Origin of the sequence: Vibrio gigantis (assembly GCF_024347515.1) — a bacterium.
Taxonomy (GTDB): domain Bacteria; phylum Pseudomonadota; class Gammaproteobacteria; order Enterobacterales; family Vibrionaceae; genus Vibrio; species Vibrio gigantis.
Map to the genome: position 1 here is coordinate 1325682 of NZ_AP025492.1, position 26975 is coordinate 1352656.

Here is a 26975-nt window from a genome sequence, read left to right on the forward strand (position 1 = left end):
GTTTGACGGCCTGTTAAACTTCTAAATACGCTGTTTTCTACTCAATTTATGACTCTCCATTTCTAATTCAGTTCCAAGAAAATTCAATAATTTTTTCTTTTTTTGTAAACACACATCGATTCAATCGTTTAGTGCTGAGTTTTATTAACTGGTACGACCAATTTGTGAAAATGTGATGTTGCTTGCTTGTTAAATAAATGTACTGGGCGTATATTTCAAACAGTTGTTTAATACGAGTGATTGAAATGGCACCAAGAAGTACAACCAAAGACAAAATCTTAGATGTGGCTGAAGGCTTATTTGCTGAGCACGGTTTTAATGACACCTCTTTACGCACGATTACAAGTAAAGCGAATGTCAACTTAGCTTCAGTGAACTATCACTTTGGCGATAAGAAGACTCTGGTTCGTGCGGTACTCAATCGTTACTTAGAAGCATTTATGCCAGCACTGCAAGATGCATTAGTGAACTTAAACTTGAACGAAACGTATTCTATGAGTGACGTGTTTGAGTCTTTGAGACAGCCACTAAGAGCACTTAATGATGTTAGGCCAAATGGTACAAGCCGATTCATGTTACTTATCGGCAGGGGTTATACGGATGTGCAAGGGCATCTACGTTGGTTCATTACCACTCGTTATAGCGAAGTACTTTCTTTGTTTACGACGTCAGTAATGAAGGCAAATCCGAACCTCACTCAAGAACAGTTATTTTGGCGATTACACTTCACCCTAGGGACTTGTGTATTCACCATGGCATCGAGTCAAGCTCTGGTAGAAATTGCAGAGAATGACTATGACAGAAAGATTGATGCTAAGGCAGTGGTCGATATTCTTATTCCATATCTTGCCGCTGGCATGTCAGCAGAAGAATAAAACAATAAAAAGCGAACCATTCACAACCAATATAGTGAACAAAAGGATCTGAACTATGAGCTCTCTAAGACAAAAATGGGTAAGTGACCCAGCTTTTAAACTCTTTAAAAAAGTACTACCACCACTATCTAGCACTGAGAAAGAAGCGATGGAAGCGGGTAGCGTGTGGTGGGACGGAGAGCTGTTTTCTGGTAAACCAGATTTCACTAAGCTTCACCAATACCCAAAACCTCAGCTGACAGCAGAAGAGCAATCGTTCATGGATAATGAACTTGAAACTTTGCTTGCTATGCTTGATGACCACCAAATTGTAAAAGAAGATCGAGACCTTCCTGAAGAGGTATGGACCTTCTTACGTAAAGAGCGTTTCTTTTCGCTAATTATTGCAAAAGAGTATGGCGGTCGTGAATTCTCAGCACATGCAAACTCAACCATCGTAACTAAGATTGCGACTCGTAGTATCAGTACTGCGGTTTCGGTAATGGTTCCAAACTCTCTAGGTCCTGGTGAGCTATTGTCTCACTACGGTACTCAAGATCAAAAAGACTACTGGCTACCTCGTCTTGCTGACGGTACCGATATCCCATGTTTCGCACTAACAGGCCCTGAAGCAGGCTCTGATGCGGGCGGTATCCCTGACGTCGGCACTGTGTGCATGGGGATGCATGAAGGTAAAGAGACACTAGGCATCAAGCTTAACTGGAACAAACGCTACATTACGCTAGCACCAGTTGCGACGGTACTTGGTTTGGCTTTCAAACTGCACGATCCAGAAAAACTGCTTGGTGATAAAGAAGATATCGGTATCACGTGTGCGCTAATTCCGGCTGATCATGAAGGTGTTGTGATTGGTGAGCGTCATGATCCACTTGGTCTTGCATTCATGAATGGTCCAACACGCGGTCACGATGTGTTTATCCCAATGGAATGGCTAATCGGTGGCGCAGATTACGCAGGTAAAGGCTGGCGTATGCTGGTGGAATGTCTGTCTGCAGGTCGTGGTATCTCATTACCAGCACTTGGCACAGCGATGGGTCACCTAACGGCAAAAACAACCGGTGCGTACGCTTATGTTCGTAAGCAGTTTGGTATGTCGATTGGTAAGTTTGAAGGTGTTGCAGAGAGCCTAGGCCGTATTGGTGGCTTAACGTATCTACTGGAAGCAACTCGTACATTGACAACTACTTCTCTCGACATGAAAGAGAAGCCGGGTATCGTGACCGCTATCGCTAAATATCACATGACAGAGATGGCACGTACTATTCTAAATGACTCAATGGATATCCACTCGGGTCGTGCAATCCAAGATGGTCCTATGAACTACTTGGCAGCGCCTTATCTAGGTATCCCTGTTGCTATTACAGTAGAAGGTGCAAACATCCTGACTCGTAACCTGATGATCTTTGGTCAAGGTGCGACACGTTGTCACCCATACGTACTGAGCGAAATGGAAGCGGCAGCAAACCCAGATGAGAAGCAAGGTGCGAAAGACTTTGATAACTTGTTATTCAAGCACATTTCACACGCGACTAAAAACACGTTCGGTGCTTTTGGTGCGGCACTAACTGGCTCTAAGTTCATTAAAGCCGACATGAGCGGTCCAACTAAACCTTATTACCAAGACCTGACTCGCTTGAGTCGTGCACTTGCAGTAAGTGCGGATTTTGCAATGCTTACACTAGGTGGTGAACTGAAACGTAAAGAGCTTATCTCTGCACGTTTAGGTGATGGTCTAAGCTACCTATACATGGCATCTGCAGCACTTAAGAAGTATGAAGACGAAGGTCGTCAACAAGCTGACCTAGACTACGTACACTACGCGGTTCAACACTGTTTCCATAATGCGGCTAAATCGCTACAAGAAGCGTACCGTAATTTCCCGAACAAGATGGTTGGTAAAGTATTAAAAGGTTTGGTTTTCCCGGTAGGTAACCACTTTGAAAAACCAAGCGACAACCTAACGGTGCAACTAGCTGAAAGCTTGATGACTCCGGGTGCACACCGTGAACGTCTGACTCATCTTTGCTACATCGGTAAAGAAGAAGAGGATAGTGTTGGTCTGATGGAGAACGCGTTCAATGCGATGTACAGCATTAAGCCTCTTGAGCGTAAGATCTTCAAAGCGGTGAAAGAGGGTAAAGTGGCTCGTAAAGGCTTACTACAAGATAAACTTGCTCAAGCACTAGCGGCAGACGTTCTTACTCAAGACGAAGTTGACCAAATCATTGCAGCAGACAAACTACGCTACGCAGCGATTCAAGTTGACCACTTCAGTCACGACTTTAGTGAAACTTTGACGCGAAAAGAGTTAAAACCTAAGCTAAATAGCGTTGCTTAGATAAAGAAATGACAAAAGGCACCTAATAAGGTGCCTTTTTTGTTTTTGTCGTAGAAGTCGCAATAGACGCGTTAACAAATGGTGACTTAGTCAGCAAATATTCGCTGAGTGCTCCAACCACTTGCATTTTCACCACATTTTTACAGAAATTAGATGCCATTTGCGTACGAAACTTTTATCCTTAACCTGATTTTTTAAGGAAGTTGAATATGATCATCAAACCTCGAATTCGCGGATTCATCTGTACTACAACACATCCAGTCGGTTGTGAAGCTAATGTAAAAGAACAAATTGCTTACACAAAAGCTCAAGGCCCAATCGCAAACGCACCTAAACGTGTACTAGTTGTTGGCTCTTCAAGTGGCTACGGCTTGTCTTCACGTATTGCGGCTGCATTTGGTGGCGGCGCTTCAACTATCGGTGTTTTCTTCGAGAAAGCCGGTACTGAGAAAAAGCCGGGCACAGCTGGTTTCTACAACTCAGCAGCGTTCGATAAGCTAGCTAAAGAAGAAGGCCTGTATTCAAAAAGCCTTAACGGCGATGCTTTCTCTAACGAAGCGAAACAGAAAACAATTGATCTGATCAAAGAAGATCTAGGTCAAATCGATATGGTTGTGTACTCACTGGCGTCTCCAGTGCGTAAAATGCCAGAGACAGGCGAAGTGATTCGTTCAGCTCTAAAACCTATCGGCGAAACGTACACATCAACTGCTGTTGATACAAACAAAGACATGATCATCGAAGCAAGTGTTGAACCTGCATCTGAAGAAGAGATCAAAGACACTGTTACTGTAATGGGCGGTGAAGATTGGGAACTTTGGATCAATGCTCTATCTGAAGCGGGTGTTTTAGCTGATGGTTGTAAGACTGTTGCTTACAGCTACATCGGTACTGAACTAACGTGGCCAATCTACTGGGATGGCGCGCTAGGTAAAGCTAAGATGGATCTAGACCGTGCAGCGTCAGCGCTTAACGAGAAACTAGGCCAAACTGGCGGCACTGCAAACGTTGCTGTTCTTAAGTCTGTTGTAACTCAAGCAAGTTCTGCAATCCCTGTTATGCCTCTTTACATCGCAATGGTGTTTAAGAAGATGCGTGAAGAAGGTATTCACGAAGGTTGTATGGAACAGATCTTCCGTATGTTCAGCCAACGTCTATACAAAGAAGACGGCAGCGCTCCAGAAGTAGATGAAGTGAACCGTCTACGCCTAGATGATCTTGAGCTTCGTGAAGACATCCAAGATCACTGTCGTAACCTATGGCCTCAAATCACAACTGAGAACCTGAAAGAACTGACTGACTACGTAGAGTACAAAGAAGAGTTCTTGAAGCTATTCGGTTTCGGTGTTGAAGGTGTTGATTACGAAGCTGAGGTTAACCCAGCTGTTGAGTTTGATGTAGCTGACATCTAATTCAAACAATCGAATCAAAACGAATAGGCGCTCATTGAGCGCCTATTTTTTTGTCTGTTGTTTGAGTGAAGAAATTAAGGGCAAATACGGGTACCGAGATACGAAGAGAGTTAAGAGCAGAAGCGAGGGAGAAAGTTGAACTCTTTAGAACGGCCATAAAAAATGCACTAACCCAAATTGAATTAGTGCATTCGAAATATCTAAGCTGGGCTGCTTTTAATGCAGCAGATGCTAGCTAATGATGATGATGAAGGTACCGGCTAAGGTCATCAAGATGTTTGCTATTGCGTAAGTGCCCGCGTAACCCAGAGCTGGAATGGTTGAGCGAGCGTGGTCATTTACGATGTCCATTGCCGGAGCGCAGGTTCGCGCACCAATGATCGCACCAAACAGCAGCGCTCGGTTCATCTTCAACACATAAGCACCAACCAAGTAAGCAAAGAATACTGGCAGCACACTGACCACCAGAGCGATACCTATTACCTGTGGGCCGACTTGAGTTAAATGCTCAAATATCTTACCACCGGCGCTTAAGCCGATACCGACCATGAAGAACATCAAACCGAGGTCTTTGACCATGTTCAACGCCCCCTGAGGTACGTAACCGAAAGTAGGGTGGTTCGCTCGTAAGAAGCCAAGCATGATGCCTGATAGAAGAAGGCCAACCGCGTTACCTAGTCCAAACGACACCTGACCGAATGTCATGGTGATCAAACCAAACAAAATACCCAGGATGAAGAAGCTACAGAAAGCCATCAAATCGGCCATTTGGCTATGGATCGAGATGAAGCCGATTTTCTCTGCTAGGCCGTGGACACGGCTCTTTTCGCCACTCACCTGAAGTACGTCACCTTTAGAAAGCACGATGTTTAAGTCCATCGGCATTTCAATCTGAGCTCTTACTACGCGGTTTAGGAAACAACCATATTCAGACAGGTTTAAGTCTGATAGGCGTTTACCTGCGATACTGTCACTTTTAACGACGATCTCTTCTTCCACGATACGTAGATCGAGAAGATTACGGTCGAAAACCTCTTTACCGTTGCGGAAGCTTGGGTCAAGGCGAGCGTGGCTGTCAGGGAAACCAACCAATGCGATTTCATCACCTTCTTGCAGAATTGCGTCACCATCTGGGTGGGCAAGAATACCATTTCGACGAATACGTTCGATGTAACAGCCTGTTTGGCGATAGATACCCAATTCACGCAGGTTCTTACCGTCAGTCCAAGAGATAAGCTCCGGCCCCACACGATAAGCACGAATGATAGGAAGATAAACCTTACGTTGACCAGAAGCACCTAGACCGCGTTCCTGAGCGATTTGTTCAGCCGAGTCGTGCAGGTTAACTTTCTGCAGCTTTGGAATCAGGCGAGCGAACATGATCATGCTGATCAAGCCAACCAAGTAAGCCATCGCGTAACCTACCGATAGGTTCTCGATAATCAGGCTTAAATCCATGTTTCTTGGCACTTCAGCAAGCCCTGAGTTGAGTGCGTCCTGAGCACCTACCAAGATTGGTGTCGCAGTCAGTGCACCCGCCATCATGCCGGCAGAAAGTCCGAAACCAAGGCCTAAGTACTCGCTACAGAAGTAAGTAAGCGCAATAGCGGTAGAGAGCACCACTAAACTTAAAATAAGGTAGTGTTTGCCATCTCGGAAAAAGATACCGAAGAAGTTTGGACCCGCTTCAATGCCAACACAATAGATGAACAGCATAAAGCCAATGGTGAGGGCATCTGCGTTAAAAGAAAAACCAAGATGTCCCATAACGAGGGAAGTAATCAGAACACCGATTGAATTGCCGAGTTGGAGACTACCGAAACGAATTTTACCAATGGCTAATCCAATCGATAAAACAACAAAGATGAGGAGAATGGGGTTTTGTTCTAACAGAAAAACAACGTCGATATTCACAGTGGTCGCTCAATAATTGGCGTGAAACACAGGGTAAGTTTGAGAGGTGAATTGTATCTAAATATAAATAAATTATAAGCGATATTTTGCTATTTTACTTGATTTTGACCTTATTCTTATTCCGTACGAAAACTGGTCATAAAAAAGCCCACTACAGTGAGCGGGCTTCATATAAATCGTACAGTCTAACGCTAAAATTGGTCAGCTGTTTAAGGCTATAGCCTTGGCTCTCTTAAGAGAAACCTTAGCTTAGTCGAAAAGACCTAGGTTTTCTTTTGCGTATGCTTCAAATTCAGTGCAGCCGCCGATGTGGTCTTGATCGATGAAGATTTGTGGAACTGTGTCTACTGGCTTACCAACAGTCTTCTCTAAGTCAGCTTTGCTGATGCCTTCAGCGTGGATGTCAACGTAACGGTAGTTGAAGTCATCACGTTTAGCTTTAAGAGTTTCAGCATGCTCTTTTGCACGAACACAGAATGGGCAAGCAGGGCGACCAAAAATAACTACAAACATTTAATTTCTCCTAAATACGGGATGAGGCTCGTTAACTCATTTATGTTAACTATTCTTTTATGAATGCCACTCAAAATTTCTTAAAACCAACTATGCCTCAATGCTATGGGGAAATAAAGATGGAATTGCCTCTTAATACGATAGGTTTTGCCTATCAGAGCAAATAATGGTCACAAAAAGGATCCGTGATGATTTCTAATGGGTATCTAAGTTGAGTACCCATAATTTAAGAGTGTGAATTACCCCTAAGAATAGGACTTTAATCCATCTTTAATGCGACAAGTTGCAGCTCGTCAAAAAACGTACTCATAGAACGAGGCATCTTAATACTGATGCGCGGGAAAGAAGCGAAATTGAAAAGAGGCGGCGTGGCACAAACGTTTGGACAGTGACTATGCTGGGTATTCTTTATTAACCTTATGTCATTTCAGCATGCTTTACCCTCGCTACGAAACCTGCCAGTTACAAAGGCAAAAAAACGAGTTACAAAGTCTACATTCCAAAAACCAAGAGTTCGCAGTTTTGTTTGGTCATAGGCGCAGGAGGCACCATGTTTCAATTTATGACATCTACAAAGATCATCTTTGGTGATGGAGCACTTTCCGCTTCATTGTCTCTCTTTAACCAATACGGCTACAGCGTGCTATTGGTGACTGGCAACACATTAGAGCGCACTTCAATTGTTACTGATTATCTAGATGCTCAGGGTATGCGCTATCAACACATCGCAGTTTCCGGCGAACCCAATATTAAAATGGTCGAAGAAGCGGCGATATCTGCACGAAGGTTTAAGCCCGATATGGTTGTTGCTATGGGAGGAGGTAGTGCGATCGACATGGGGAAAGCGCTAGCTGCTGTTTTACCTAACCAAGGCAACTTATACGATTATGTCGAAGTCGTCGGACGTAATGTTCCTCTTAAAACCAAACCGCTTCCATTCATCGCAATTCCTACCACGGCCAGTACTGGCGCAGAGGTGACTAAAAACGCGGTGCTTAAATCAGGGCAAGACCAAGTTAAGATCAGCCTTAGAAGCCCAGACATGCTGGCTGATGTAGCGATTGTCGACCCGACATTAACTCATGGTACCAACCTGTATTTGTCGGGCAGGGGCGCGATGGACGCTTTCACTCACCTGATGGAGGCCTATGTGTGCGGTGACCCAAACCCATTGACGGATATGATCTGCGAAGAAGGGTTACGTAAGTTAAGTGGCTCTGTAGTACAAGCATGTGTTTATGATGAGCCTCAAGCACGCTCAGATCTGGCGTTTGCTTCTATGTTGGGTGGTATGGCTATTACCAATGCCAAGCTAGGTGCTGCACACGGATTAGCTTCTGCATTGGGTGGTAAGATATCGGCGCCCCACAGTGTGATTACCGCGCGCTTAGCACCGTTCGTGATGCTGGAAAACATTGCTGTTGCAAGAGAAGGGCAAAGGGCCGACATTTTAGAGCGTTACCAACGAATTGCTCAGATAGTGACGGTCAACTCCGAGGCGAAAGAAGAAGAGACGATAGCTTGGTTATCTGAAGTCCTGGATACGTTAAAGCTTCCAAGCTTACTGGAATTTGGCGTCTGCGAAGCGCAATTTGAAGAGGTGTCTTCAGATGCGCTTAAATCGGTCGCGATAAAAGGAAATCCTTTACCATTGAATCAGGAGAGGTTAATACATATCTTGCAGCAGGTTTGTGGGAAGTGCCGTTGTGAAGGGGAACATCACAAAGCCGCTTCAAGAAAACAGGCAGATCAAGTTGTTCAAGGATCTCATGTTTATCAAGAGCCTACAACAGAGTCGAGTTTTACCATTATCAATTCTTATGCGTCTGAGAACAGTGTGGTAGAGAAAGGCAACAGTTGGACTATTTAATGGCCTTCGATCTGTTTGCTGTATAAATCATTTAAAACAGACAAACAAAAACGGAGCACTAGGCTCCGTTTTTTAATAGCTATCTTTTTGTGTGTATCCAAGGGGCACTTTGTTCGTACCTTAGATGATCAGAACTGAGAGTACTTCTCGTAACGTGAATCACGAAGTGACTCTTTAACGCGCTTTAGGTTCTCTCTGAAACCAGAACCGCGACGCAGTGTAAAGCCAGTCGCTAGCACATCGATAACCGTCATTTGAACAACGCGGCTTGCCATTGGCATATAAACGTCTGTGTCTTCCGGTACATCCAATGAGATAGACAGCGAACTTGCTTTATCTAGTGGAGAGTCTTTTGCTGTGATAGCGATAACCGTTGCACCGTTTTCACGTGCTAGGTTTGCAATCTCTACTTGGCTTTTGGTGCGCCCAGTGTGAGAGATAAGGACAATAACGTCGTTATCACTGCAGTTAATGCAGCTCATTCGTTGCATCACGATGTCTTCGAAACAAGTGATTGGGATATTAAAACGAATGAACTTGTTTTGAGCATCTTTGGCCACAGCAGAAGAGGCGCCCAATCCGAAGAACGAAATGCGTTTTGCTTGAGTCAACAAGTCAACTGCACGGTTGACTTGCATCGCGTCTAGACTGTTTTTAGCAACGTCTAGACATGCCATAGTCGATTCGAAAATCTTATGCGTATAAGCATCTGGACCATCATCTTCTTCAACATTACGGTTCACATAAGGTGTACCGTTCGCCAAGCTTTGAGCTAGGTGAAGTTTGAAGTCAGGGAAGCCCTTTGTGTCTAAACGACGACAGAAGCGGTTAACTGTAGGCTCACTTACGTCAGCCATCTTAGCTAAGGTAGCAATGCTAGAATGGATTGCAGTTTGAGGGGAAGCCATGATTACTTCGGCTACCTTACGCTCAGACTTGCTGAAATTTTCCAGGTTTTTTTGTATTTTTTCTAATGTATTCATAGTGTTCACAAGGGTATAGAGAACAACTTGCCAGTTAATATCTTTTACCAGGGGGTATGGCTGAAACAAATATCAATAATCACAAAACCAAACTTAAATTCGGTATCGTAAATACTAATGCTTCAAATAGATATCAAGCTAACTAGCACCATAGAGTTAGTATAAACCCAACATACTATTTACTAATACAAAAACACGGCATGAATGCCTAAGAATATGACAAACCTCAACAAAATTTTAGAAAACTACAGAATTGGAAGAGGGTTTGAGCAAAAAGAATGCAAAATGAGTATGAACTGACAGCTTAGTTACATCAAAAAGAAAGAAATTTTCAAATTGATGCAACTAAAATTGAATGACTATGCGTTGATTTGCGTAACCAGTTTGCTGATTTTGCTCATCAAGTTTGGTGCTAGTTTAGAGATCTCACGCTGTTCTTCAAGCACTGAAGAAAGAATCTCATTGCCTGTTAGTGGGTTTGCTAACACGACGCGGAAAACGATGATTGGCTGATGTGCCCATGCCTCAGGGTTTAAGCGAGTACGCGACACGAAAGACTTTCCTGTTTCACGCTGCTTCTTCTGAATAAACTTAGTAAGCTCATTGAGTAACTCATTCAGTTCGACACGATGTTCAGGCTCAGCTTTAAGCAGTGCAGCTTTAACTGATTCAGGCACATATCGATAAGTCAGTAGGCAAAGCTCTGGCTCTGAAACAAGTTCAAAGTCGCTTTGCTCTTTAATCAGGTCGGCAAAATAGCGCGCTTTATTTATGCTTTGGTCGATCAGCAGTTCATAACCTGGGCGGCTAATGATGTGCATAGCAGCGTAAACCAGCATTGCCATACCTGAACGTGACCCTTCCAGTGTGTGGCTACCTAAGTCTTTAGATCCTTTACGCAGGATGTATTGGGCGTGATGCTCAATCGCTGTCATTGCATCTGGCTTCTTGAACAAAACCATGCCCGCGCCCATAGGGATATAAAGCTGCTTATGCGCATCAATCGTGACTGAATCTGCCAGCTCAATACCATCTAGCAGATGACGATGATTATTCGACATCAAGGTTGCACCACCCCAAGCTGCATCAACATGGAAATGACAATCTGATTCGGCACAAACCTCAGCAATGTCTCTTAGCGGGTCAATATTACCTGTTTCAGTTGTACCTGCGACACCGATAACGGCGAAAGGCTTAATCTTGTTCTGCTTGAGTTGCTCGATCTTCAGTCGTAGGTCGTCAGTACAAATGCGATTGTCGTTATCTGTTTTAACCGATACTAGGCCTTCTTGACCAATACCAAGGACATCTGCGGCTTTTTTCAGAGAGTAGTGACCACGTTCAGAGACTAAGATGGCTAGCCCTTCATAGTTGTAGTGCTTCATGGCTTTAAATAAGCCTTCTTTTTCCACACCCTTGAACGAACCTTGTGCTTTTAGTGCATTGTTACGTGCAACCCAAAGCGCAGTAATGTTCGCGATGGTACCGCCAGAACAAAACGCACCTAAAGAGTGGTTTGCACTGTGCATCCAACGTGAATAAAACTGGTCACTATCTTGATAAATCAGGCGATGTAACATACCCAGAACTTGACGTTCTAGGGGAGTGAAAGCTTTTGATGTCTCGATTTTTACTAGATTCTGATTCAACGCAATCATGATTTTAGAAAGCGGCATCAGGAAGTACGGCAGCGCAGAGGTCATGTGGCCAATGAAACTTGGCGAAGACGTATGAACCGAATGAGATACAAGAGAATCGAGGAGATGCTCAGTATGTTCAGAAACAAACTCAGGCTGCTCGGGGATATGAGCATTTGAAAAATCTTTCTCAATTTCACGCAGCGGCTTTTCTTCAGCCACGATATGTTCACGTAAGAATTGATTCAGGTTTCGTGAAAGTTTGTCTTCAATTTGAGTGAGTGTAGAATCTGGGCCTTCCGGTACCGTGAAGATACGTAAAAGACTGTCGAAGCTAACATCTGCTGTTTTTTGTTCCGTAACCATAGCAAGCGAGTTATTTTTTTTTATATTGACGCGAGCGGGACAATCTAAACGAAAACGGGAACAATGTCCCGTCTTAATTATGAAATCCAACTTCTCATAAAAGCGCATTAAACCAAGGGTTATTTACACTTAATCGCTTCAAGTTTACTAATTGACTGGTTGTAACGCTGCAGCGCTGTGTCGATTTGCTTAGGGTGGCTAAGCAGCTCTGCAAATGCAGAACGTAACTCGTAGTTTTGAGCGTGAGGCGTTGATTGGCGGTCGTCAAATGTGGTTTTCGCGATTTTACCAAGCTCATCATCACGTGTTGATAACGTTTTAATGTCGTGTTGCTCAAGTTGCAGCCAAGCTTCCACCGGTTGTTCAGTTGCTACTTTACTTGAATCATTCACAAGGTAGTAGTTTACCGCAGCACGGTTAAGCTCAAAGTGGTGCTTACGGCCTTCTAGGAACCACTCACTTACTTCTGTTAGCTCTGGATATTGTTCTGAGGTTAATGCAGCAAGGTCGGCATACCAATTCAAAGATGCATCGATGTACGCATCATATTTTTTTGCTTGGCACTGGTTTGTCTCAGACATTGAATCTGCTGCAAAAGAGAAAGTAGAAGTTGAAGCTAGCAGTAATGCGACGCAAAGGCGTTTCATAGTGGTTCCTTTTGTAAGTTTATTCTTTTTATAACTTTGTCGTTACAGGTTACCGTGATCGTTATTCGTTGAGCAATGACACTTAGTGTCTTTTTATTTAGGTAACTGTATCGGTGTCTTGGGCATTGGTATTCGAGTTGCATTCTAATCTAAAACAAATGCTATTCCTGCGATCTAGTTAGCAAGAGATACAAAGAACAACATCAATATCGGAACAAGCAAGCTTAGGATAAAGCCACTGACGATAGCGATAGGCACACAACGAACGCCGCCTGTTGTTTGAATGACAGGTAAAGTGAAGTCCATAGCAGTAGCGCCTGCATAACCAATAGACGTGCATGGGTAGCTACGAATGAGCACTGGAATCAGGACTAAGGCGACGAGCTCTCTAAGTAGCTCAAGCATGAATGATGCTCCGCCGTAGACTGGACCGAATGCATCGCCCATTAGGATTCCAGCCAGAGAGTACCAACCAAAACCAGAAGACATAGCTAACGCTTTAAATAGGGGAATATCCAATAAGTAAGCTGCGATAACGCCACCCAACATTGAGGTGATGATAATCGTGATTGCGATAACCATGCCATGCTTGTTGAGCAAGATCTGTCGAAGTGTTAATCCACTATTGCGCAGCTGAATACCAATAAAGAACAGAAGAACAAACAGAATCCATTCGCTTGCGGTATCAACCCAATCAAGGCCAATAGGCAGCACTAAGCCAGCGATTAGCCCCGAACCCACCACTAAGATGAGTTTGGCAGATTCCATCGCCATAGAAGAGAGGGGAAGCTTCTTCTTGCTGCTGTCGGTTTTGAGTGGCAGTAGCTTATCAATAACGGGCAGTGCCATTAGGTTACAAACGCTCAAACAGACAAAGAAAGTGACGGTATAAAGAAGGATTGTCTGTAGGTTACTGCCTAGGTTGTCAAGGGCGGCTAAGCTTAGTCCCATTAACGCCAGAATCACGTAGATCAACCGTGATGTTGAGCGGTTGATAAATTCTAATGTCTGAGCGTTTGAAATTGCAAAAAGATACCCCACGACGAGTGGTGCAAATATAAAGATCATCCCTGTAAACATGCTTTCCTCATTGCATTTACTTCATATTACATTTAGTTGTAATTTAACAGTGACTTAGAAGCCGCTACTATTGATCACGTCGCTTAGCTTTGCATTAAAATCATGTTTGCTCAAGTTGCTTAACTTATAAAGTACCTCTGCACCGGTGACGTTAAGTTCAACTTCGTGATCATCGATGTTCTCGTCCTTGTTTCTGAACATCAGCAGGTGGTTAGCGATTCGAGCTATATCCAGGTAAGACACTTCACGCTGTTCGTGGTTATTGATGGTATTACTGCACACATCAATAAAGTCACTGTCGAAACCCCAACGGTTAAGCACTAATTTACTGGTAGCAGAACATTGGCCTTGGAAGATTTGTAAAGCGATGTCGTGATCTAGGTAATTGCCGTTTTCGAGGTAGAGGTGGTATTCGCTAACCAAACAGAACAAACCAATGTCAGCCAGCAATCCAACAAGCAGTGATTTTTCATGTTCAAGGTAACGGTATTCAAGAGGGGAAAGTTCTTTGAAGCCGTTGGTCACCAGTACCATAGTGGCGCCTAGCTCTTTTGATACAGATGCGCTCTGAACCAATAATTTATTACACTCTTTGCTGAGGTTCACCGAGTGTTTAAGTTGCTCGATAGCTTGAGCGGTCACGATGTCACGTACTCTTAATATGCCAAGCCGTGATACAGCCGTCACAATATCGACACAGGTAATGTTGCGTCTGTTAAATACGACAGAGTTAGCCACACGAATGACGATAGCTGTTAGGCCTGGATCTTCGAGTAAGCACTCGGCAACTTCAGCAATCCCGGTTGATTCAAGGGTACAAAGCGTTTGAATCTTCAGTACAACGTTAGGGATAGGAGGAAGTGTTATTTTTCCCGCTGAGATAGAATGTCCAACAAGTTGGGCAAACTCTGATTCCAGACCCTTTAAGAGAAGAGCCTTATTTTGTGGTAGCCAGAAAAACGATAAATGATTCATATAAAAAGTAAAAACAGGTCTGTCCTGCTATTTTACAAGCCACGATGCTGCGAGGCAATACTCACCCGTCTACATAACCTTTAATAATTTGAACCGGTGTATCACTAGGTGTCCAAATTTAAGCATAGTTTGATAGTTTACTGTGATGTCAATCATGAAAAACCGGAATACTCAATTGATTGATGTGAACTAAGTCCAGACTTATTTTTCTTTTCGAAGTATCATTTATTGAAAGGTGGAAAGGTAACCATAATATTCACCTAAACAATAAAAAAATAGATTATAAATTTTTCGCATAACAAGCTGCTTGTCTGGTGATCAACCTAATCGGGGTAATTTGATTAAGGATCAACGGATATGACCGAGACAGCATTTATTAATTACGTGAATCAATTTGGTGAGCATCAAAAACGTTCTATGTTTGGAGGTATTGGCCTCTTTCAAAATGATGCTATGTTCGCTTTATTGAGTGAAGGTTGTTTATTCATTAGAGGTGGAAAGTCATTAGATAAGAAACTGACGGATCTTGATTGTGAAAAGTATCGTCATGTAAAAAAACAGACAACAGCAACCGTAAACTATTACGACATTACGGATCTGTTTACGTGTGAACATCCTGAATTGGATTGTATTATTCGTACTTCAATCGATAATTCAATTCAGCAGCGTAGCTTCAAGAAATCATCAGCTAGCCGTAGATTAAGAGATCTACCAAATATGCAGCTCACATTAGAGCGTATGGTTAAAAAGGCGGGTGTGGATGATGTTTCAATGTTTATGCAGTTGGGCGCGCCTGAAGTGTTTAATAAGGTTCGCGAAGCGTACGGAAACGATGTTGACCTAAAACTACTTTGGAAATTTGCGGGTGCAATTGACGGTATTCACTGGAAACTATTGCAAGAGCCACGCAAGCAGCAATTACTAAAGAGCTGCCACTAAAGAAGTTTGCCTTATATGCTTAAGATTACTGTTAATAAATAAAAACCGAGGAATGTCCTCGGTTTTTTTGTTTTTGTCTTAGTCGGATTTCTTAAAAGATTAAGTATCAAAAGACTAAGTGCTCATGAGAGCTGGCTCGCTAAGTCTTAGAACTTGAAACGAGTAGTGAACATTAGCTGGTCACCGTAGAAGTCGTTGATGCGAGCTTCAGCACCGATAGAGAATAGCTCTGTAGAGTGGAAACGTGCGTAAACAGAACCTGTCCAATCATCGTTGTCATCGATAGAAACGTAACCACCTTTACCACCAACTTCTAGTTGTGGACCAAGCCATTGACGAACACCAACGTTGATTTCCATACCGATATCAGTAGAGCTTGAATTTTCAGGCTGAACGATACGAGCTAGCATTTCACCTGTTAGATCAGCCCAGTTGTTGATTGGAGCGTGAAAACCAAGACCTACAGCTGAGTCGTAATCACCTTCAAATTCTGAATCGATACGTGCTACAGCGTGAGCGTTCGGGTGAATTGACTTACTGAACGCACCACCAAATGTTACTGGGCTAGCACCGATACGTGCTTCGAAGTAATCGTAGCTGAAGTTGCTCATTACTTGTGGTTGTTCATCGACAGCTAGCGCTTGACTAGAAGCCAATAGCATAGCGGTAGTAAGTAGTATTTTGCGCATAACGACCGTAAACCTTTATTAGTGTTAATTCCTTTGGTTTGAGAAAAATCAGGCAAACCATAAACATTGAGACAGTTTAATCTAACTTACGGAAAAGTAATCCATTAAAATGTAAATCCTTACTCATTTAGTTAAAAAACAAGCAAATTAAGGAGCAGTCTGTAACGGAGATCTCATGTTTTACGCCGATTAAGAAAAATAGACGAGCAAATTATCCAAAATTTATATGTATTCGATCAGTTCTTATATCGGGTACCATTTTTCTCTCTGGCTATTAAACGCTACTTATCGTTAACGCTATTCACCAAAGCTTGTCCGCTTATCTGCCATTGAGGTAAGGATGCGCTCTGTATCTAAAATCGAAGTCCAATTCAGTAGTTGTTTGTCGTTGGCAATCACGTAGTCAGTCAGCTGCTGAGTAATGGTGTTCCTGAGCTGATCGCCTTGCCAAGGTTTGGAGATATAAAAGTCGAGAGCCGCGTTGTTAATTGCGATTACCGTATCTTCTAAGCCAGCTTGTCCTGTGAGCAGGAGCTTGCGTGTTGGCTTAGTCGAGTCTTGCTGATTCAGTTCGATTAGAAAATCGATGCCGGTTTTTTCTGGCATGATGTGGTCGCACAAGATCAAAGCGAGCTTGATACCATCGTGTCCCATTTCTTTAATGACTTGCTTAGCTTCATCGACCGATTCAGCACCTTCAACGATAAAGTTTTCTTCAAATACAGCTAAATCTTGAAGCACACTGTTGAGAACTTCAGGTTCATCATCGACACATAAAATTAGGTACTTATTCATGAGGTGCTCCTTCTTGTTTGAATGGCAGCCACACCTGCATGTGAGTATGGCTGCCTACCTCAGACTCCACCAAGATAAATCCTTGATGAGCTGAAACGATTTGCTGAGAAATAGATAACCCAATCCCTAAACCAAAGTTACCTTCTTTTTTGGTCGTGAAATTAGGGTTGAAAATAGAATGAATGTCTTCCTTCGCGATTCCAATGCCGGTGTCTGATATCTGCACTACTAGAAACGTTTGATTGTCTTTAGTCTGTTGTGAAGTAGTGATAGAAACCTTGCCCCGTTCTGGAATTGCATCGAGGGCATTAGAAAGAAGGTTGGTCCAGACTTGTTGCAAAGCGAGTGATTGGCAGAGCAAAGGTGGCAAGTTGGTGTCGTAGTGCTTTTCAAGCTGATGATGCTTCAAGCGGTTTTCAAAGATCACCAACGTATCTTCGATACCTTCGTGAATATCTGTGTAATGGCGAAGCTCATCATCTTCTCGTGCATAGCTTTTTAGGCTTTTGACCATATCGGCAATCCGTTTGCTACAAACTTGAATGGAGCGGATAGAGTTTCCTACGTAGTGGTAATGTTCTAAATCATTCAGCAGTTCTTTACCTGCGACAGGGGACTCTTTGAGGGTTTCTAAAACCGTAGAGTCTTGACTGAGATTTAGCCTCACCACTTTTTTGGCTAGAGCACGTTCATCGATAGTTGATGTAAGGTGTTTTACTAATTGTCTCTCCTGAGAAGTGGAGAGCGGTTTGGCCAATTTTGAACACGCTAATACCTCTGTTCCCTTATTGGAGTGAGGAACGGATAGTTGCTCTAGTATCTGATCTAGATGATCTGACAGCGTTTCAATACTTCTCATAATTGCTGCTATGGGGTTATTAAGTTCATGTGCAACACCAGCGACAAGCTGCCCAAGCATGGCCATTTTCTCTTTTTCAATTAATTGTTGGTGGGCTGACTCCAATGATTCGAGCGTTTGTTGAAGCTTGATTTTGTTGGTGATGCTACGTTGCAAGCGGCGATTGAAATGACGGAGCAATAGGTTAGTAAACAAAGGCAGCAAGGTATTATTGGAATGCATCACTTGAGCAAAACTCTCTTTATCAAGCTTAATGACTCGAGTTGGGGTCAGAGTTATCCCAGTAGAGAACGAAGGCTCGCCCGTCACAAATGACATTCCACCAACGATGTTGCCTTTAGAGTGACGCACCACTTCTCGCTGCTGGCCCAATTCATCTTTCTTATAGAGGGCGACTTCACCCTCAATGATCAACCATAAAAAGCGATTGTCTTCACCTTCAACCGTTAACAAGTGCTCTGGGGAGTACTCACGAATTGCTTTGGTTTTATCACCTTTAGAGAAGACCTCTTGCAAGGCATTGAAGACACGTTCCGCGAGCGCATTGTCTGAAAGCTGGTGGTAATCGTGAATAAAGCCAGATTGAAAAGATTGAATCTTTTGCTCTATGTGGGCTCTTAGTAGGCGGTGTTGATCTAACGCATCACTGTAGGACAGTAGGTTTTCAGCATCGTACTGGATAACGAAAGAGGTCAGTTCCTTTTGTGCTGACTTGAAAAGAACCTGATCTTGAACCGGTTTGGTTAAGCAGTGATTAAGCCTGCCTTCGTTTACCGCAGTTAGAATGGATTGAATATCTGACGATGCACTGACGAGTATGGTTCTCGCCGTATTACTATGAGGTAATTGTTCGAGTTCAATAAGAAACTGCACACCATTAAACTGAGAGTGATGGTGAGTGATCACCAAAGCAACAGTTTGATGATTGTCGTGGATGTCTTCCAATGCGTGGTGCGCATCTTCAATGTTCTCGGCAGTGTAGATATCGAACACACAAGATAACGGAGCTAATTCCGTACGTATTCGTTCGATGCTAACTGGATTATTGTCCAAACAGATAACAGCGTATTGATTCACAGTTTGCCCTTAGTAGTCGCAACGCTTCTAGCCTAGCAAGAACAGCTGATTAAGGATGAGAGCTAGCCGTTAATTTGCTGAGTGATTTGGAGTATCGAGCAATAGACTGATTTAACTCAATGTTTCTTGTTTGCGACTGATGGGTTAGACTGAAAAAAAACAAACACATGTAGAAAGAGAACTCATGGAACAGTTAAGAAAAATTGGCGCAATTGGCGGCGCAATCTCATTGGCTCTTTGCTGGCCTTTAGCCGTTGGGCAAATTGGACAAAATGCGATTACTGATGGCGTTGCAAAACTTAACAATTCGAGCATTCAAGCTGAGATCGTTGAGTACGATAGGGGTTACCTTTCTTCTAATGTAACCACTCGCATCACTGTGACGGATGAAAATCTAAAAGAACAACTTGCGATTGATGGCTTACCAAGTGAGTTTGTTATTAATAGTGCGGTTAGCCATGGCTTGGTTAGCCTTAACGCTGTCTCGACATTAGACAATGCAGACATTCTGCCACTGACCTTAACGACGAGCACAGAGCTGAATGGTAATACGGATTTCGACTTCGAGCTAAGCCAATTCAATCATCAAGGCACTGATGAGAATGGCACCTCGGTGTCTATCACTAAATCGAACCTGACTGGTCACGCGACTGTGTTAGGTCAAGTGGACTACCAACTTTCAATTCCTTCTGTTCAAATCGATTTTGAAACGGGTGAAGAGGTAACACTGTCTAACCTGAAAGGTGTTGGTTCAGGCCAACAAGCCAAAGGTTACTGGTTAGGCACTCAGAATTTCACGATTGATAGTTTCTTGGTTTCAGATTCTGCAATGCAGCCATTCATGACCATTGAAAATTCTAAGTACGATTTTGATTCGCACCTAGATGAAGCGACTAAGCGCCTGCGCAGCAATCTTAAACTGGATATCGCAAATATCGAGACCAGTGAAGGTCAGTTGAACAACTTAAACGTTGATTTTGAAATATCGAAATTAGATAGCGAATCATTCGAGAAAATCTTTGAGATTTACCAATCCAATCCAGTACTGACCCAAGAAGACGTCGCAGAGATCATTCCATTTATCGATATTCTGTTTGCTAAGGGTTTCGATCTTTCAATGAACAATATGTCGCTAGAGCTAGGTAAGGGCCAGTTTGAATCTAAATGGTTGGTGAGCGTACCGGAAGGGACAGAAAACATCAGCAGTAATCCTTCGATGATCATGCCAGCGCTTACTGGTAGCCTTCACTCGAGCTTTTCAAATGAGCTTGTTGAAGAATACCCATTCATCCGTGAAGGTATCGATGAATTGCTTGTGATGGAAATGATCAAAGAAACAGAAAGTGGTTATGAAATCAGTGCTGACTTAGAAAATGGAAACCTAGTGTTCGAAAATGGACAAGAAATTCCGTTAATCGCTCTACTTATGCCAGTTTTTGTTCAATAAACTGAGCTGACCTGGATACTGATAGAGTGATTTAGCAGGTTAAGCTTAAACATTTTATACGGTACAAAACAAAAGAGGTCTTAAGACCTCTTTTGTTGTTTTTATGTTGGGTAAAACATGGTATTACTTGCATAGTTATTATTTAGCAGGAGCAATCATCCCCATGGAACTTACATTAGATAACGTATTCAACTTCAGTGCAGGTCCAGCCGCACTGCCTAAACCTGTAATGAAACAAGCGCAAGCAGACTTTATTGATTGGAATGGTTTAGGGACTTCCGTGATGGAAATCAGCCATCGCAGCAAGGAATTTATTCAAGTTGCAGACGAGTCCGAGCAGGACTTACGTGATCTTCTGAACATCCCAGACAATTACAAAGTTCTTTTCTGTCAGGGGGGCGCTCGTGCTCAATTCGCTGCTGTTCCTCTAAACCTTTTAGGTGACGCGACGAAAGCGACTTACATCGATGCAGGTTACTGGGCGGAAAGTGCGGTAACTGAAGCAAGCAAGTACTGTGAGATCGATGTATTCAACGCGAAGACGTCAATTGATGGCAAAGCGGCTGTTGTTCCCGCTAAAGATTGGAAAATCGACCCAGAAGCTGCGTATGTACATTTCTGTCCAAACGAAACCATCGATGGTATTGAAATCAGCGAGCTTCCTCAAACTGATAAGCCAATCGTGGCGGACATGTCATCTAATATTCTGTCTCGTAAGATTGATGTGTCTCAGTATGGTGTTATCTACGCTGGCGCTCAGAAGAACATTGGCCCGGCTGGTATCTGCATCGCTATCGTGCGTGATGATTTGCTAGATCTTGCAAATGACGTATTGCCAAGCATTCTTAATTACAAAGTGCTTGCTGAAAAAGACTCAATGTTCAACACGCCACCAACTTACGCTTGGTACTTGTCTGGCCTTGTTTTCAAATGGCTGAAAGCTCAAGGTGGTGTTGAAGCGATGGAGTTGGTGAACAAAGAGAAAGCAGCGTTGCTTTACAATGCTATCGATAGCTCAGCTTTCTACAAAAACGATGTTCACACTGCAAACCGTTCAAGAATGAACGTACCGTTCCAACTTGCGAAACCTGAGCTAGATGGCAAGTTCTTAGAGTTGGCTGACGCTGCGGGTCTGAAATCACTAAAAGGCCATAGAGCCGTAGGTGGAATGAGAGCTTCACTTTACAACGCAATGTCTTTGGAAGGCGTTCAAGCGTTGGTTAGTTTCATGAAAGATTTCGAAGAGAAGTACGCTTAATCTGGTCACACGAGATTGAACCATTCAAAGAGGAGCTATTAGCTCCTCTTTTTCTTTTTTAGCCCCTCAACCATTTCTCAGCAACACTAACTATTTTCTTTTGCTGTTTAAACGAAATTGCTGCGGCGTGACGTTAAAATATGCTCTAAACGTCTTGATGTACGATGAGTCGTTTTGATAGCCAACTAGGTCAGCAATTCGTTGAATCGAGAGTTCTTCATCAAGCAAAGATAATGAATAAATCAGTCGTATTTGTTGTCGCCACAGCTGAAATGACGTGTTGAATTCTTTTGAGAATAATCGCGATAATGTTCGTTCCGATGCTCCGACTTTTTCTCCCCACTCTTTGAGTGACAAGTCTAAATTTGGCTCATCAGTGAGGGCTTCAAATATCAACTTCAAACGCCTGTCTTGTGGCAATAACAGCTGAAATGTTTGTACGTTGTCTTTCATTATTTGGTCGTGCAATACGGACAGTAGGCGAGACACTTCTTCATCGCTCACCAAGCCCTCACACTGTCTTCGAATTTCTTGTAATAGCTCATTTAGAAAGGGAGTAAGTGTGATGGTTCGAACTTCGGGCTCATACTCCTTTCCAAAGGCTGGGTTAAGGTAAATACCAACAAACGTGGTATGGCTCAATGCGATAGACTCATGTGAAATACCGGCAGGTACAAACAAAGCCGATGTGTGCGGCACAAGGTGTTGATAGTGTTCTGTTTGAGTCTGTAGCAAACCTTTGAGTGGAAAGATCACTTGATGCCATGTGTGCTGGTGCATCGCATCGATGTAACCTTTCGGCATGTCGATAGTCTTAACGAGCGCGGGCGAATTTGGATTAGCGACCATCATCCTATTGGAGGTGACAACTCCGGTACGAGAATCGATTTGGCGGGTTAGCATGGTTAAGTGTCCTTATGTCCCTACTCTGACGGGGCGACCCTAGGCTATCATGCTCGGCAAAGAGCGTGAAGTTGAGTCGCAGTGTCGTTTTATTTCACGCAGTTCAACAAGTATGTTTTCAGTAAGAAAGTCTCCAGTAAGAAGGAAGGGATATGAAGAAGTTAGGCGTAGTAAATAGTGTATTGGTAGGAAAAATTGCCGCCTTCGCACACGGAGCAAAAAGTGCTATTGATAAGCAAGTTTTATCAGAGCGCCAATACGCGACAGAGCTTGGTTTTACCAACGATGAACAAGGTGACCCGCGTTTCCATGGCGGCATTCAGAAAGCTCTTCATATCTACCCAAGCGAGCACTATTCAGTTTGGCAGAAAGAGTTAGGTGACAAAGGTATCTTTCAATCTTCAGGTGCATTTGGTGAGAACCTAAGCTCAAGTGGCATCACGGAACAATCTATTTGTTTGAAAGATAAGGTTCGTATCGGCTCAACATTATTGGAAGTCTCACAAGGGCGTATGCCTTGTTGGAAACTCAATGTGAGATTCGAGCAGAACGATATGGCGAGGAGACTGCAAGACACACTTCGAACAGGCTGGTACTTCCGCGTATTGGAAGAGGGCGATATTGGCGCAGGTGACGAGATTATTCTGTGTGAAAGACCGTATCCAGATTGGTCGCTCGCTCGTATCATGGGGGCTGTTTTCACAGGTAGTTTAGATAAAGAAGAGCTAAGCCAGATGGCTGAACTGCCATTGGTCGAATCATGGGGAGCACTTGTTGCACGTCGCCTTGAAACAGGAAAAGTTGAAGACTGGGAAATGCGCTTGGTTGGGCCTACTGCGGTATAAAGCCAGTAGTGAAATTAAGAAAGCCCGTTAATTGAACATAGCGGGCTTTTTAATAGTGACCAACTTTCACTTTCAGTGTAGCTATAACCAGAAACTCTTCAAAGGCATTTCAGCATCAAAGTGATGAGCAATCTGCGCTTGGAGTAGCTCAGCAGTCGCAATCGCGTCAGTTAGTGCATGATGCGGTGTGTAGTCGGGTAGGTGGTATCGACGACGACTTTGGCCAAGTCTTACTGAGGCTGGCTTCTTACCTTTGAGCTTGTTCCACAGGCCACCGGCCAGTTTGTTCTGAATTTGAGATTCAATCTCGAGCGTGTCGAGGACTGGAAATTCGATCCCTTCACCTAATCTCACTTTCAATGCATTATCCAAGAAGTCCCGTTCGATACGGCGATAGTGAACCACTGGGATATGTCCCGCCATCGCTTCTAATATCTCATCTAACACTTCGCTAAGATCTGGTGCATCAATGATGTCGTTGTGAGTGATGCCATGAATTACCACAGAATCTTCTTCCAACTTCTGCTTTGGCCGCAGTGTCCAGTGCCTGGCTTGTCGCAAGTAAATACGATTGAGCGTAAACGGGACAAGGCCAATGGTGATGATGCCATCTTTGTTTGGGTTTAAGCCTGTTGTCTCAAAGTCGACCGCTAAGAACATCACTTCTGAAATTGGCGTATCAGGCGCGGGAAGAGGCTGGCTATAAAAGTGCTTTAAGCGCTCATCTCTCGCTCTTTCTAGCTTCTGAGCAAACTTAAATGGCCAATCGACCGCAGGTGATCTGAATAGTTTGTTCATAGGCCCTACTTAAACTTATTGCTGGCTTGATAACGGAACTTAAGGAAGTTTTGCGCATTACTTAATATTTGGAATGCATCCTTAAGGTTACGTCGCTCGAAGTCAGATAGGTTCTCTGGTTCGATGTTGTTATCAGGCTCGACATTATTATCAACATCGTGTGCTTGGTGGCGAATACGAACCAGAGAGATAAACTCCATCGCATCTTTCAAGTCTTGAGCTCGACCTTTTGGCAGAATACCTGCGTCGATAATGTCATCCAAACGTTCGAATGAGTTCTTAGAACGAGAGCCCACTGCCAATGAATGAACACGAATCAAGTCTGCTAATGGTGCAGTACCACGGCGCTTAAGGTTGATGGAGTTGTTATGACGGCCATCTTTCTCCATTACGAAGTCTTTAAAGAAACCAAGTGGCGGCGTACGGTTGAGTGCGTTACGTGCAAGACAGGCTAAGAAGCGGTTGTTTTTACGTGCGCGTCGAACGATAAAGCTGTTTAATTGCTCAGCCCACTTCAGACGGCCATAAACGCCATCAAGGTCGAAGAAGATTGAAGCATTCAACAGTGCTTTCGGGTTTGGATCATCAATCCAATCGGCAAAGCACTCTTCCCATTCTCTACGAGTCATGCGCCATGTTGGGTTAGTCGCCATGATGTCACCCGTACAGTACACATAGCCACACTGGTCTAAGCCGTCACAAATGAATTTTGAGAGCTCTTCAAAGTACTTGCCGTGCTTTTTCTCATCGTAGGTATCATCAAGAATAATTGCGTTATCTTGGTCAGTAACGAGCAGTTGCTCGTCACGACCCATAGAACCGAGTGCGAGGAAACAATAAGGGATAGGAGCCTTGCCCAACTTCTCTTCACCAAGTTCGATAATACGTTGCTTAAAGCTACGGCCAATTACCGACATTGCGGTACCAACCATATGGGCGTTGGCATCTTCGTTGACTAAGCGCACAAAGCTGTCTTTCACTTGCTCAGAAAGCACTTTCAGATCTTCAATACTCTGTTGTTGGAAGATACTACTTACAAGTAACAGCGAGTTTTGAGATTCGTAACGAACAATATCAGTCGCTTCGATTATGCCAATAGGTTTCTTATCTTTTAGTACTGGCAAATGATGTACGTTGTAGCGAAGCATGGTCATCATGGCTTCGTATACGTAGGCATTGTGGTCGAGTGAGATAACCTCTGGCGTCATCACGCTGGACACTTCATCCGATGGGTCTAGACCTTCGGCGAGTACACGCGTACATAAATCTCGGTCGGTGATGATACCAATCACTGGTGTTGAGTCATCTTCATCATCTTCGACGATATCTGGGTCGATGATCAGCAAAGAGGATACATTATCTTGGGCCATCATGGTTGCGGCTTGTTGAATAGTGCGCGTTTTTTCGATCATTGGCGCTTCGCTAGTCAGCAGCGTTTTGACTTTTGATGTCGTTAGGTCGTTAGCGTCGTTGCTATCTGAGTTGGCTTGGCGCAGTCGCGCGTTATCTTCTACTTCTACGAAATCGGCAAAGGAGTCGTAGTTGTCGTAGAGTTCTTGGAAGATAGGCTCAGGAATGCAGTAGAGCAGGGTATCTTCAGTCGCTTTAACAGGGAAACGCACCTTGTTGTTGGTCAGTAGGCCCATTTGACCAAATAAGTGGCCTTCATCAAGGCGGTTATAGAGTTCACCTTTACGACGGTAGACTTCTACTTCGCCACTTCGAACGATGTATAAGTCATGAATTTGATCACCAAAGTGAATGATGGGGGTATCTTGGCGGTAATAAGAAATTTCCACACTACTGGTCACTTTCGCCAACATCTCCTCTGGGAGTTCTGTGAAAGGGGGGTATTGTGCCAGAAAGTTTTGAATCTCTAATAACTCAGCATCCATAATGATCATCCATTAGTTTGTATGATTTCATGGTACAACATTTGATAATAATTTGCCGTCACAAATCAATCTGTGAGCTAAAACCTTTTTAAAGTCTTATGGATAGACTAACCTTTCAATTAATGGAGTGACAGTTAAAGGATGATAGGAATGTCGAAGTGGAAGCTTAGTTTTGTATCTACAGTTTTTGTGTTTTCTCCAAGTTTGTGGGCAGACACTAACGCCGTGGATATTCTTGATTATGACCATATATATGCGACCGCGCATTCGGGCAGTTTAAATGAAGATGCAGGCAGTAATAACAATGCCTCGTCGTATGGACTAGGCGTTAGTTACGCGATGACGGATGATTGGTTGTTGCTGGGAGACTACAGCGCACGCTTTATTCACCCTGATGAAAGCACGACTCGAATTGATACCTTAATGGCAGGGGCTGGTTACCGTTATAGCATTAAGAAAGACTTGGATATTGTGGCTTCTTACTTGTTGGGTGTTACCAAAGGTGAGGTTGAGCTTAACGGTAGTAATGAAACCTTAGAATCGGACACTGAATTTGTCCAAGGGGTAAAAGCAGAGCTTAACTATGGCTTTGCGAAACGTTGGATTGCCAATGGCAGCGTACAAGTGAATCGAAGTGATTTGTTCGACGAAGAGATTTACCACCTAGGTTTACGTTATCTGGTGACCAACAAATTTGCGATTGGTGGCTCCTACCAACACCGAGATGGCGAGGGCAGCACGGGTGTGAGTGAAAGAACGAATGAGTTAGGTGTTGAGTTCTTCCTAGAGTACTAACTTACAAAACATTTAAACTGAAAGTAGAGATACAAAAAAGCCAGCTTAATCGCTGGCTTTTGCAT

The 26975-nt window shown here is 43.5% G+C and carries 22 protein-coding genes; 9 read left to right on the forward strand and 13 right to left on the reverse strand.

All coding sequences use genetic code 11. The features are described from left to right. The first annotated feature begins 245 nt into the window (after positions 1-245). From OCV56_RS06040 to fabV, 3 genes are all read left to right on the forward strand, one after another. Positions 246-875: a TetR/AcrR family transcriptional regulator gene (locus tag OCV56_RS06040; protein WP_017065403.1), complete on the forward strand. Its 630-nt coding sequence runs from the start codon at positions 246-248 to the stop codon at positions 873-875. A gap of 55 nt (positions 876-930) precedes the next feature. Then, positions 931-3213: an acyl-CoA dehydrogenase gene (locus OCV56_RS06045; protein ID WP_086713096.1), complete on the forward strand. Its 2283-nt coding sequence runs from the start codon at positions 931-933 to the stop codon at positions 3211-3213. Between the two features lie 209 nt (positions 3214-3422). Then, positions 3423-4625 carry an enoyl-ACP reductase FabV gene (gene fabV, locus OCV56_RS06050; RefSeq protein ID WP_086713097.1) on the forward strand — a complete coding sequence of 401 codons (1203 nt, stop codon included), beginning with the start codon at positions 3423-3425 and terminating at the stop codon, positions 4623-4625. 231 nt (positions 4626-4856) lie between these two features. Here fabV and OCV56_RS06055 read toward each other — a convergent pair whose 3' ends face one another. Then, positions 4857-6539: an aspartate:alanine antiporter gene (locus OCV56_RS06055; RefSeq protein WP_086713098.1), complete on the reverse strand. Its 1683-nt coding sequence runs from the start codon at positions 6537-6539 to the stop codon at positions 4857-4859. 249 nt (positions 6540-6788) lie between these two features. Further along, positions 6789-7052, reverse strand: coding sequence for a GrxA family glutaredoxin (locus OCV56_RS06060; protein ID WP_009847069.1), 264 nt, complete (start codon positions 7050-7052; stop codon positions 6789-6791). A gap of 550 nt (positions 7053-7602) precedes the next feature. Between OCV56_RS06060 and OCV56_RS06065 the strand changes: the two genes are divergently transcribed. Then, positions 7603-8922: an iron-containing alcohol dehydrogenase gene (locus OCV56_RS06065; protein WP_086713099.1), complete on the forward strand. Its 1320-nt coding sequence runs from the start codon at positions 7603-7605 to the stop codon at positions 8920-8922. A 128-nt stretch (positions 8923-9050) separates the two neighbouring features. Here the strand turns inward: OCV56_RS06065 and OCV56_RS06070 are convergent, their stop codons facing one another. The 5 genes from OCV56_RS06070 to OCV56_RS06090 form a co-directional block, all read right to left on the reverse strand. Further along, positions 9051-9905: a MurR/RpiR family transcriptional regulator gene (locus OCV56_RS06070; RefSeq protein ID WP_004734686.1), complete on the reverse strand. Its 855-nt coding sequence runs from the start codon at positions 9903-9905 to the stop codon at positions 9051-9053. Between the two features lie 359 nt (positions 9906-10264). Further along, positions 10265-11908, reverse strand: coding sequence for a pyridoxal-dependent aspartate 1-decarboxylase PanP (panP, locus tag OCV56_RS06075; RefSeq protein ID WP_086713100.1), 1644 nt, complete (start codon positions 11906-11908; stop codon positions 10265-10267). 119 nt (positions 11909-12027) lie between these two features. Next, complete coding sequence (locus tag OCV56_RS06080) at positions 12028-12555, reverse strand: hypothetical protein (protein ID WP_048658401.1); 528 nt, start codon at positions 12553-12555, stop codon at positions 12028-12030. A 174-nt stretch (positions 12556-12729) separates the two neighbouring features. Further along, positions 12730-13635 (reverse strand): lysine exporter LysO family protein, encoded by a 906-nt coding sequence (locus OCV56_RS06085; RefSeq protein ID WP_086713101.1) that lies wholly within the window; start codon positions 13633-13635, stop codon positions 12730-12732. A 54-nt stretch (positions 13636-13689) separates the two neighbouring features. Continuing rightward, the gene (locus tag OCV56_RS06090) at positions 13690-14610 is read right to left on the reverse strand and encodes an HDOD domain-containing protein (protein WP_086713102.1); all 921 of its coding nucleotides are present in this window, start codon (positions 14608-14610) and stop codon (positions 13690-13692) included. A 357-nt stretch (positions 14611-14967) separates the two neighbouring features. On the opposite strand from OCV56_RS06090, the gene OCV56_RS06095 reads away from it, so the two are divergent. Next, complete coding sequence (locus OCV56_RS06095; RefSeq protein ID WP_060982740.1) at positions 14968-15549, forward strand: TfoX/Sxy family DNA transformation protein; 582 nt, start codon at positions 14968-14970, stop codon at positions 15547-15549. A 146-nt stretch (positions 15550-15695) separates the two neighbouring features. Here OCV56_RS06095 and OCV56_RS06100 read toward each other — a convergent pair whose 3' ends face one another. The 3 genes from OCV56_RS06100 to OCV56_RS06110 form a co-directional block, all read right to left on the reverse strand. Beyond that, positions 15696-16238, reverse strand: a complete 543-nt coding sequence (locus OCV56_RS06100; protein WP_060467931.1) for a hypothetical protein — start codon at positions 16236-16238, stop codon at positions 15696-15698. Between the two features lie 297 nt (positions 16239-16535). Then, the gene (locus tag OCV56_RS06105; protein WP_086713103.1) at positions 16536-17033 is read right to left on the reverse strand and encodes a response regulator; all 498 of its coding nucleotides are present in this window, start codon (positions 17031-17033) and stop codon (positions 16536-16538) included. Next, positions 17026-18969, reverse strand: coding sequence for an ATP-binding protein (locus OCV56_RS06110; RefSeq protein WP_086713104.1), 1944 nt, complete (start codon positions 18967-18969; stop codon positions 17026-17028). The genes OCV56_RS06105 and OCV56_RS06110 overlap by 8 nt, the downstream gene beginning before the upstream one ends. 184 nt (positions 18970-19153) lie before the next feature. Between OCV56_RS06110 and OCV56_RS06115 the strand changes: the two genes are divergently transcribed. Both OCV56_RS06115 and serC read left to right on the forward strand, forming a co-directional pair. Beyond that, positions 19154-20416, forward strand: a complete 1263-nt coding sequence (locus tag OCV56_RS06115) for a DUF945 family protein (protein ID WP_086713105.1) — start codon at positions 19154-19156, stop codon at positions 20414-20416. A 163-nt stretch (positions 20417-20579) separates the two neighbouring features. Next, positions 20580-21674 (forward strand): 3-phosphoserine/phosphohydroxythreonine transaminase, encoded by a 1095-nt coding sequence (gene serC / locus OCV56_RS06120; protein ID WP_086713106.1) that lies wholly within the window; start codon positions 20580-20582, stop codon positions 21672-21674. A 90-nt stretch (positions 21675-21764) separates the two neighbouring features. On the opposite strand, the gene OCV56_RS06125 is transcribed toward serC, so the two are convergent. Then, a complete protein-coding gene (locus OCV56_RS06125) occupies positions 21765-22577 on the reverse strand; it encodes an AraC family transcriptional regulator (RefSeq protein WP_086713107.1) in 813 nt (270 codons plus the stop codon). A gap of 152 nt (positions 22578-22729) precedes the next feature. Between OCV56_RS06125 and OCV56_RS06130 the strand changes: the two genes are divergently transcribed. Further along, positions 22730-23422, forward strand: a complete 693-nt coding sequence (locus OCV56_RS06130; protein WP_086713108.1) for an MOSC domain-containing protein — start codon at positions 22730-22732, stop codon at positions 23420-23422. Between the two features lie 81 nt (positions 23423-23503). Here the strand turns inward: OCV56_RS06130 and OCV56_RS06135 are convergent, their stop codons facing one another. Next, positions 23504-24220, reverse strand: coding sequence for a 3'-5' exonuclease (locus OCV56_RS06135; RefSeq protein ID WP_086713109.1), 717 nt, complete (start codon positions 24218-24220; stop codon positions 23504-23506). A 5-nt stretch (positions 24221-24225) separates the two neighbouring features. Then, positions 24226-26115 (reverse strand): DUF294 nucleotidyltransferase-like domain-containing protein, encoded by a 1890-nt coding sequence (locus OCV56_RS06140; RefSeq protein ID WP_086713110.1) that lies wholly within the window; start codon positions 26113-26115, stop codon positions 24226-24228. Between the two features lie 150 nt (positions 26116-26265). On the opposite strand from OCV56_RS06140, the gene OCV56_RS06145 reads away from it, so the two are divergent. Then, positions 26266-26910, forward strand: coding sequence for an outer membrane beta-barrel protein (locus OCV56_RS06145; RefSeq protein WP_086713111.1), 645 nt, complete (start codon positions 26266-26268; stop codon positions 26908-26910). Positions 26911-26975 lie beyond the last annotated feature (65 nt).

Coding starts and splice junctions, on each gene's coding strand:
- OCV56_RS06040 (WP_017065403.1), top strand. CDS start 246: ATGGCACCAAGAAGTACAACCAAAGACAAAATCTTAGATGTGGCTGAA.
- OCV56_RS06045 (WP_086713096.1), top strand. CDS start 931: ATGAGCTCTCTAAGACAAAAATGGGTAAGTGACCCAGCTTTTAAACTC.
- fabV (WP_086713097.1), top strand. CDS start 3,423: ATGATCATCAAACCTCGAATTCGCGGATTCATCTGTACTACAACACAT.
- OCV56_RS06060 (WP_009847069.1), bottom strand. CDS start 7,052: ATGTTTGTAGTTATTTTTGGTCGCCCTGCTTGCCCATTCTGTGTTCGT.
- OCV56_RS06065 (WP_086713099.1), top strand. CDS start 7,603: ATGTTTCAATTTATGACATCTACAAAGATCATCTTTGGTGATGGAGCA.
- OCV56_RS06070 (WP_004734686.1), bottom strand. CDS start 9,905: ATGAATACATTAGAAAAAATACAAAAAAACCTGGAAAATTTCAGCAAG.
- panP (WP_086713100.1), bottom strand. CDS start 11,908: ATGGTTACGGAACAAAAAACAGCAGATGTTAGCTTCGACAGTCTTTTA.
- OCV56_RS06080 (WP_048658401.1), bottom strand. CDS start 12,555: ATGAAACGCCTTTGCGTCGCATTACTGCTAGCTTCAACTTCTACTTTC.
- OCV56_RS06085 (WP_086713101.1), bottom strand. CDS start 13,635: ATGTTTACAGGGATGATCTTTATATTTGCACCACTCGTCGTGGGGTAT.
- OCV56_RS06090 (WP_086713102.1), bottom strand. CDS start 14,610: ATGAATCATTTATCGTTTTTCTGGCTACCACAAAATAAGGCTCTTCTC.
- OCV56_RS06095 (WP_060982740.1), top strand. CDS start 14,968: ATGACCGAGACAGCATTTATTAATTACGTGAATCAATTTGGTGAGCAT.
- OCV56_RS06100 (WP_060467931.1), bottom strand. CDS start 16,238: ATGCGCAAAATACTACTTACTACCGCTATGCTATTGGCTTCTAGTCAA.
- OCV56_RS06105 (WP_086713103.1), bottom strand. CDS start 17,033: ATGAATAAGTACCTAATTTTATGTGTCGATGATGAACCTGAAGTTCTC.
- OCV56_RS06115 (WP_086713105.1), top strand. CDS start 19,154: ATGGAACAGTTAAGAAAAATTGGCGCAATTGGCGGCGCAATCTCATTG.
- serC (WP_086713106.1), top strand. CDS start 20,580: ATGGAACTTACATTAGATAACGTATTCAACTTCAGTGCAGGTCCAGCC.
- OCV56_RS06125 (WP_086713107.1), bottom strand. CDS start 22,577: ATGCTAACCCGCCAAATCGATTCTCGTACCGGAGTTGTCACCTCCAAT.
- OCV56_RS06130 (WP_086713108.1), top strand. CDS start 22,730: ATGAAGAAGTTAGGCGTAGTAAATAGTGTATTGGTAGGAAAAATTGCC.
- OCV56_RS06135 (WP_086713109.1), bottom strand. CDS start 24,220: ATGAACAAACTATTCAGATCACCTGCGGTCGATTGGCCATTTAAGTTT.
- OCV56_RS06140 (WP_086713110.1), bottom strand. CDS start 26,115: ATGGATGCTGAGTTATTAGAGATTCAAAACTTTCTGGCACAATACCCC.
- OCV56_RS06145 (WP_086713111.1), top strand. CDS start 26,266: ATGTCGAAGTGGAAGCTTAGTTTTGTATCTACAGTTTTTGTGTTTTCT.